At 62.7% G+C, this 8,997-nt stretch carries 3 protein-coding genes; 1 reads left to right on the top strand and 2 read right to left on the bottom strand.

From position 1 onward, the window contains the following. Window positions 1–480 precede the first annotated feature (480 nt). On the top strand, window positions 481–2,949 hold the full coding sequence (locus BT179_RS08525; protein ID WP_072430711.1) for a TonB-dependent siderophore receptor: 2,469 nt from the start codon (window positions 481–483) through the stop codon (window positions 2,947–2,949). Between the two features lie 150 nt (window positions 2,950–3,099). On the opposite strand, the gene BT179_RS08520 is transcribed toward BT179_RS08525, so the two are convergent. After that, window positions 3,100–7,257, bottom strand: coding sequence for a non-ribosomal peptide synthetase (locus BT179_RS08520; RefSeq protein WP_072430710.1), 4,158 nt, complete (start codon window positions 7,255–7,257; stop codon window positions 3,100–3,102). 37 nt (window positions 7,258–7,294) lie between these two features. After that, complete coding sequence (locus BT179_RS08515) at window positions 7,295–8,953, bottom strand: cyclic peptide export ABC transporter (RefSeq protein WP_072430709.1); 1,659 nt, start codon at window positions 8,951–8,953, stop codon at window positions 7,295–7,297. Window positions 8,954–8,997: the final 44 nt, after the last annotated feature.

Below are 8,997 nucleotides of genomic sequence, written 5' to 3'. Positions count from 1 at the left end.
CCCGGCGGCAGACCTGAGCCCGGGCTCATCACGTCGGCCCCAGGCTCTGCGCGGGAATGCCTCGCCGGGCGCCCAGCGTTCGGCGGTTGAAGGGAAAAAGGGACGTCCCTTGCTGTGAACCCGCCGCTAGCGCGGGAGCGATCATGGATAAGCAGGAACGAAGGCCGTCGCTTGACTGCGACGGCCTTTTTTTAAACTTTGTTACGTGAATGATAAATAAACTCATTCCGGTTTTTTGCAGATGCTTCGTCTTACTAAGGTGTGTAGGCAAATCGGGTCGGGCAGGGCAGCCCGGACAGCGGATTTGTCCAGCAAGAAAATTGCCGTCATCCAGCCGCATGACCGCGCCCGGGGAGGGGCCGGTCAGCGCGCACTGATGCATTGCCAGGGGCAATCGTCAGGGCGGGTTCACCAGTGCTGGCGGACGGCGGGCCATTCGGCCCCATGGACCTTTCACTTCTACCAATAATAGAGAGCACGATGTCATCCATTCATGAGTTGAAACCTCTGTTCAAGGCACTCGTCATGTCCCGCGGCCTGCGCTCGCGTGGCGTGTTGACCGGTCTGGGGCTGGCCTGCGCATTGCCCTTCAGCGCTCAGGTGATGGCGCAGGACGTCAGCATCGACATCCCTGCGCAACCGTTGCCCAAGGCCTTGCAGGCGTTCGGTCAGCAGACCAACCAGCAGGTGATCTACAACGCTGACGACCTGGCCGGCCTGAAGAGCAACCGCGTCAGCGGCAAGATGAGTCCCCAGGCCGCCATCGCCGAACTGCTCAAGGGCACCGGCGTAAGCTACAGCCTGGAGGGCAACACGCTGATGCTGGTGCGGGGTTCCGCGGCGGGAGGCCTGGAGCTGGGCGCCACCACCGTCAAGGCCACGGCACCGGACGCGACGACCGAAGGCAGCAACTCATACACCAGCAACGCCGTGACCATCGGCAAGGGCACCCACACCCTCAAGGAAATCCCCCAGTCGATCACCGTCATGACGCGCAAGCAGATGGATGACCAGAACCTGGTGGACCTCAAGGACGCGGTCAACCAGACCACCGGTATCGTCGGCCTGCAGGGCGTCGGCCAAGGCATGATCCTGTCGTCGCGCGGCTTCCAGATCGACGACTGGCAATACGACGGCGTGCCGATCCCGCGCAACACCTACTCCCTGGGCAACTGGGCGACCCAGGACCTGATCTTCTTCGATCGCCTGGAAATCATGCGTGGCGCCTCCGGCCTGCTGCAAGGCACGGGCAGCCCCGGCGGTGCCGTCAACCTGGTGCGCAAGCGAGGCCAGAGCGCCCCGACCGTGACCCTGACCGGCAAGGCCGGCTCCTGGGACCACTACGGCCTGCAACTGGACGCCGGCGGCCCGCTGAACGAAGCCGGCAACATCCGCGGCCGCATCGTCGCCGACGAAGACCAGAGCAATTCCTTCGTTGACCATGCGTGGAACAAGACCCACTCGCTGTACGGCGCGCTGGACATCGACCTGAGCGAGGCCACCACCCTGGGTCTGGCGGTCAGCCGGTCCGAAGGCGAGTCCCGGGGCAACATCCGCGGTCTGCCACGCTACGTCGACGGCTCGATGCCGGACGTTTCGCGTTCGACCTATACCGGCGCGCGCTGGAACCGTTCCGACATCGACGTCACCACGGTCTATGCCGATCTGGAACACCGCTTCAACGAGGACTGGGGCTTCAAGGTGGGCGCGGTGCACATGACCGAGGATAACCAGGCGAAAAACCAGCGGACGCAAAATGGCAACGTGGGCCTTAACCTGGATGGCACCGGTGTGCAATATGCCGACTTCGTGACTGACTTCCAGTCCACCAAGGTCGGCTTGGACATGAACCTGTCCGGCAAGTTCGAAGCCTTGTCGATGCAGCAGGAAGTCATGCTGGGTAGTAACTACTCCCAACTGGAGACCGATGACAAATACGCTCGTACGTTCAACAGCAGCAGCGACAACATCTTCGATCTCGACAACAACCGGCCGGATATCAGCTATGACAGCCTGGTCAACGCTTCGAACGGGCGGGGGACCCTCAGTAAATACGATATCCGCCAGAAGGGTGTGTATGGCACCTGGCGCGTCAAGCCGGTGGACGATCTGACGCTGGTACTGGGCTCTCGTGTCAGTTGGTATGACTACAGCTACAAGTCCAAGACCCAGAACTCGAGCGGCATCACCACGAATACCCCTAGCACTGGAACCGAGACCGGAGAGGTCACGCCCTATGCCGGTGTCATTTATGACCTGAGCCGTGAATGGGCGGTGTATGCCAGCTACACCGATGTCTTCCAGCCGCAGACCAACCTCGACCCCAACGGTTCGGTGCTCAAGCCTATCATCGGTACCAACTACGAGGTCGGCCTCAAGGGTGAGCTGATGGACGGCCGGGTCAATACGTCCCTGGCGGTGTTCCGTTACGACCAGGAAAACCGTGCGATTCCCATCGCCGGCTGTACGGGTGTGAATTGCTCCTCGGCCGCAGGGGAAGTGCGTAGCCAGGGCATCGACGCCGAAATCAGTGGTGAAGTGACGGAGAACCTCCAACTGTTCGCAGGCTACACCTACAACACGACCAAGTACCTGGAAGAGCCGGGCAAAGAGGGCAAGGTCTTCAGCACCTGGACGCCGAAACACATGTTGCGCGCATGGGGCAACTACCGGTTCACCGGCGACTGGAGTCGTCTGAGCACCGGGCTGGGCTTTACTACCCAAAGCCATACCCTGGTCTACGACTATGACCGTGAGATCCCAGGCTACACCGTATGGAATGCCCGCGTTGGCTACCAACTGACGCCGGAGATCGATCTGGCGGTCAACTTCAATAACCTGTTCGACAAGACGTACATTGCGCCCGGTTACAACCAGCTTAATGGCAACAACAACTTTGGCGATCCGCGTAACATGATGTTCACCGTGAAATACACCCCGCAGTTCTGATCCCCGCGTCAACCATAAAAAACCGACCCGCCTTGTGCGGGTCGGTTTTTTATTGGGTTGCGTTCCAGCTACTTTGCAAAAAAACGAAAACCTGTGGCGAGGGCGCCAACTCCCTTGCCACAGGTTTATCGTTTGTTCTTCGGTGTGGCGCTACTGCGTTTGCGCCGCGCTGCCCAGGAATGCTTCCACCAGCGAATCGAGCAAGCCATCGTCGAAGATCATGCTGCGATGGCGTAAAGGCGAGTGCACCGAGCATTGCAGCTCCCCCGTCACGCTGTGGGCCTGGATCAAGGTTTCGCAGAACGCCAGTTCCTGCGCTGTCTTCTCCGTTTGCGTCCACCAGCAACTGGGACGTACCCGTACCGGCTTGAAGGTGAACCCGTCGAAGGCTTCCAGCAATCGGTTATGCACCGAGAACGCCTGGGCGTTCATGACCTCCTCCTTGACGCTTTGCACCACCGACAACAGGTCGCTGCGGCCTGGTTCGATCTGGCTGGCGGCCCAGTCATGGAAGGCCTTGACCGTGCTCTCGGGGTGTTCGCGCCGATAAGCCGCGGTGCGTTCCGTGAGGGTGGGGAACAGCAGGTCGAAATATTCGATGGCTTCCACCAGGTCCTGGGAAGCCAGGTCGGCTTTTTCCTGGCCGGGCACATGCCGACGACGGGGCAACGTCTCCGGGTACAAGTGCTCAGGGATCGTGCTGTCCACCAGGCCCAGGAAACCGACGGTATGGCCCTGGCTTTCCAGCGTCGCGGCGATGTCCAGGGCAATCGTGCCGCCCAGGGACCAGCCCATCAGGTAGTACGGGCCTTGGGGCTGGGCCTTGACGATTTCCCGGCTGTAGTCGGCAATCATCTCGTCCCAGGCTTCGGGACCGACATGGGGTTCGCTGAAGCCGCGGTGCATGACGCCGAAGGTGCGCGCCCGATTCTGCAGTTTGCGCGCCAGGGGTTGGTAGCAGAACACGATGCCTCCGCTGGGGTGCAGGCAAAACAACTGCGGGCAGCTGGCGGGGGCCTGGTTCAAGGTCACCAGGCATTGAGCCTGTTCCCGATGCTTCTGCGAGATGAACAGGGCCAGTTCGGCGATGGTCGGGTTGCTCAGCAGTTCCTGCAGGCGCACCGTGATGTCCAGGCGTGCCTTGAGGCTGGCGATCAGCTCGATTGCCAGGATCGAATGCCCGCCCAGCTCGAAGAAACTGTCGTCGATGCCCACGCGCTCGACCCTGAGGGACTGTTGCCATAGCTGTGCCAGGGCTTGTTCCAACTGGGTGCGAGGCGCCACGTAGCGCGCATGCAGGAGGCTGGCGTCGGGCTCCGGCAAGGCCTTGCGGTCGAGCTTGCCGTTGGCGTTGAGAGGGAGCCGGTCGATGAACAGCAGGTGGCTGGGCACCATGTAGTCCGGCAGGTGCGCCTTGAGTTCGGCCAGCAGGCTTTCGCGCAGCTCGTTGCCGGAGGATGGCGTGGCGATGACGTAGGCCACCAGTTGCAGGCCACCCGGACCATCATGGGTCAGCACGACACAATCCTGCACGGGTGGCAGCCCTTGCAGGCGCGCCTGGATTTCCCCCAGTTCAATGCGGAAACCGCGAATCTTGACCTGGTGATCCAGGCGTCCGATGTATTCGATGCTGCCGTCGGCACGGTAGCGGGCCTGGTCGCCGGTGCGGTACAGGCGTCCGCCCGGCAGCGGGTCGAACGGATCGGGAATGAAGCGGCTGGCGGTCAGGTCGGCGCGCCGGTGATAACCCCGGGCCAGGCCGGCCCGGCCGACGTACAGCTCACCGGTGCAGCCCTTGGGCACCGGGTTCAGGTGCGCATCGAGCAAGTACCAGGACAGATCGACGATGGGCTCGCCGATAGGGCTCGCGGCCTCGCTGTCCAGATCTTGCAACGACAGCGGTCGCCAGGTGACATGGACCGTGGTTTCCGTGATGCCATACATGTTGATCAGCTGTGGCGTGCGGTCCCCGAAGCGTTCGAACCAGGGGCGCAAGCTCTGCACATCGATGGCTTCACCGCCGAAGATCACCTGCCGCAGATGCTGGTCAAGGGGCTGCCGTGACGCGCAGGCAACCTGCGACAACGACTTGAACGCCGACGGTGTCTGGTTCAGCACGGTGACGCGTTCGTGGCACAGCAGGGCATGAAAGTCTTCCGGCGAACGGCTCACGGCGTGGGGCACGATGACCAGCCGGCCGCCATGCAGCAGCGCGCCGAAGATCTCCCACACGGAAAAGTCGAAGGCGTAGGAGTGGAACAGGCACCACACGTCCCGGTGGCCGAAGCTGAACCAGCGGTCCGTGGCCTGGAACAGACGGGTGACATTGTGATGCGCCAGCAACGCCCCTTTGGGCTTGCCCGTGGAACCCGAGGTGTAGATCACATAGGCCAGGTTGTCCGGGTGCACCGGCACATCCGGGTTGTGCTCGGGACATCCGTCATCGACGTCCTGCGGATCCAGTGACAGACAGACCGTACCGGCGGGCAACGCCAACGAATCACGCAGATGCGCCTGGGTCAGGACCCGCGTGATGCCGCTGTCCTGGATCATGTAGGCCAGGCGGTCGGCCGGGTACGCCGGGTCCAGCGGCACGTAGGCGCCGCCGGCCTTGAGAATCGCCAGCAGGCCGATGATCATCTGCGGCGTACGCTGCGCAGCGATCCCCACCAGCACATCGGGCCCCACGCCTTCGGCGATCAGCCGATGGGCCAAGCGGTTGGCCTGCCGGTTGAGGTCGGCATAGCTCAGGTGTTGCCCTTCGAAGGTCAGGGCAATCGCGTCGCCCGTGGTGGCCGCGTGGCTTTCGATCACGTGGTGCAGGCATCGCTCGCGGGGCAGTTGGGTCGGTTGCCGGTTCCAGTCGTCCAGGGTCTGTTGGCGCTCCCGGGAACTCAGCAGTTGCAGTTCGCCCAATGCACATTGCGGGGTGTCGATCAGGCCCTGCAACAGGTTTTGCCAATGCTCGGCCATGCGCTCGATGGTCGCCGTCCGGTAGAGATCACGGCTGTACTCAAACGTCGCCAGTAATTGCTGCGGTGAATAATCGACATCCAGCGACAAGTCGAATTTGGCCTGACTGTCGCCAGTGGGCAGAAATTCCAGTGCCAGTCCATCCTGGATCGACATCGATGTCGTGGGCGCGCCGGTGCGCCAGTTGAACAGGACCTGGAACAGCGGGTTGGAACCCTGTGCGCCGGGGCGTTGCAATTGGTCGAGGATCAGTTCCAACGGGTAGTCGGCATGTTCAAGCGCCGCCAGGGATTGCACGCGCAGGTCGCGAAGAAAATCCAACGCGGTGCGCGTCGAATCGAGCTGCGCCCGATAGACTTGGCTGCTGACGAAAAAACCCACCAGCTCCTGGCTTTCAGGGCTGTTGCGGTTGGCGTTGGGGACGCCGACGGTGAAATCGTTCTGGTTGGCGTACCGGCCCAGCAACAGTTGCCAGGCGCCTAGCGCCACCACGAACGGCGTAAGCCCCTGGCGTCGGCAAAACGTCTCCAGGGCCTGGGCCAGGGCCGGTGCAAGTGTCACCTGGACGCGTCCGGCCATGTGCTGCTGGCTCGCGGCGCGAGCGAAATCCTGAGGCAGTTCCAGAACGGGTAGGTCATGGCCCAGGCACTGGCGCCAGTAGTCGCCGCTGCGCTGGCAGGCCGTGCTCTGCAGGTATTCGCCTCGTTGGTGGGCTGCGTAGTCGGCGTATTGCAGGGGCAAGGCCGGCAACGGTGAAGCGTCGCCGAGTAGGGCGCGGGCGTAGGCCTGGGTCAGGTCCTGCATGAGAATCGTGTTGGACCAGGCGTCGGAGACGATGTGATGCATGTTCAGCAGCAGCACGTGTTCATCGCTGTCCAGCCTGAGCAGCGTTGCCCGCATCAGCGGTGCCTGGCTGAGATCGAAGGGGCGCCTGGCGTGCTGTTCGATGCGCCGTGCGAGCTCGATGGTCCGTGCCTGGTGGTCGAGCGCGCCAAGGTCATCGCGCTGCAGGACCAGCCTGGCGTTGCGCTCGACCACCTGGGCCGCCGCGCCATCGATTTCAGTGATCGCGGTGCGCAGAATGTCGTGTCGGTCTATGACCCGGTTGAGCGCCTGTTCCAGGGCGTCGGCATCGAGCTCGCCCGTCAGGCGCAGGGCCCGTGGCAAGTTGTAGGCCGAACGCGTCGGGTCACGCTGTTGCTCCAGCCACAAGCGTTGCTGGGCGAAGGACAAGGGGGCGCGGTCCAGCCGGTCGCGGCCGGGCCCGTCGGGAATGCTGCCTTCGGCCTCTTCGAGCAGTAGCGTCAGCAGGTCATCATCTAGCAGTTCGTTCATGGTGTTCTCGCGGTAAACAGCATTGCGTCGGGTCGGTTCAGGCAAAGGCCTGCGGGGCTTTTTCACTGATGACCCGACCGGCCTGCATCCGGACCAGTTGGTCGGCGATATCGAAATAACGGTCATCGTGGGAAATGACGATGATGGTCTTGCCCAGCGCTTTGAGTTCCGGCAGCAGCTGCGTATAGAAAATCCGGCGGAACACCGGGTCCTGGTCGGCGGCCCATTCGTCGAAGACCAGCACCGGGCGGCCTTCCAGCCAGGCGTTGAGCAGGGCCAGGCGCTTGCGCTGGCCGGTGGAGAGGTCGGTGGTGCTGAACACGCCGTCGTGGATGCTGACCTTGTGGGCGATTTCCAGGCGTTCCAGGTAGCGGTTGGCCTCTTCAGGCACCTGCTGGTCGCCCTGGACCAGTTCGTCGAACAGGTAGTAGTCGGCGAAGATCGTGGTGAACAACTGGCGGTAATCGTCCCGTCCAGCGGCTGTCACCGGTTTGCCGTCAAGCAGGATATCGCCGCGCTGGGGCGGGTAGAGCCCCAGCAAAAGCTTGATCAGCGTGGTCTTGCCGCCGCCGTTCTCGCCGACGATGAAGACGATTTCACCCTGGGTGATGGACAGGTTGACCGGCCCGAGTGCGAAGGGTTGGCTGCCCTCGACTGCCGGGAAGGCATAATGCACATCGCGTAACTCAAGTCGCTGGATCGTTGCCGTGGCTGCGTTCCTGTCATCGAGCAACAGGTGGGACTCGGGAGAGGAAAACTGCTCGGCCAGTTCGGCGATGCGCTTGAAGGCGATGTTGGCCCGGCTGATGACCGGCAAGGTCATCACCAGGTATTCCAGCGGGCCCTTCATGTACAAAAGCACCAGCACGAAGCCGCTGAGCACGGCCTTGTCGGTACCCAGCCAAAGCGATTGCAGGGCCAGGACCAGGCCGATGACCACGAAGAACAGCATCGAGCCGAAGGTCTTGGCGACCACGAAGGTATTGACCGAGCGGATGTTGGTCGCGCAGATGTCATCGGCGGTCGCTTCGATGCGCTGGCTGAACATGCGCTGGCGGCGTGGACGGTGGATGCGCAGTTCCTTGGCACCGGCGGCGATGGCGCTGTAGTGCTTTTGCAGGGCGTCCTCGGCCTCGCGGGCCGCTTCGAACCCCCTGATGCCCCGCGCCCGGGCCACGTACTGGATGACGGTGCCGATCACCAGCGCCACCAGCAGCACCGCGAACATCGGCAGCGAAAGGTACGCCAGGTAGGCCAGGCAACCGAGGGTGACGGTGAATGCGATGGCCAGTGGAGCGAAGGAAAACGCGAAGTTGCTGACCATGTTGACGTCATGGGTCAGTACCGGGATGAGCCGGTGGCTGCGAAAGCGTTCGATCTGCTCGATGGGGGCCAGCAAGACTTTCTTGCCCAGGGATTTACGCAAGCCGGCGATGATGTTCTGGCCGACATGGTTGGTTCCGATGTCCGAAAGGATCGAGGTCAGCAGGGCCGCCGCGCAGAGTCCCACGAACGTCGCCAGCACCTGCGGCGTGGGCTTGGTCGCGGCATTCAAGGCGTCGTTGATGGTGGCGAGCAGGGCGGTGATGCTCAGGCCACCCAGCATGCCGAGCAGAATCGACGCCACCACAATGAGCCGGAAAGGCTTGAGCAGGCTGAGCACTTCACTGAGGGCTCCGCGGGAGTTCGAGGTCATGGGGTTCCCCTTGTAGGGCCGGTGACGGCAATGGTTCAAGGCGC

It is taken from the genome of Pseudomonas sp. NFACC43, from assembly GCF_900119645.1.
Taxonomy (GTDB): Bacteria; Pseudomonadota; Gammaproteobacteria; order Pseudomonadales; family Pseudomonadaceae; genus Aquipseudomonas.
This window is presented reverse-complemented; position numbering and strand designations above follow the sequence as displayed.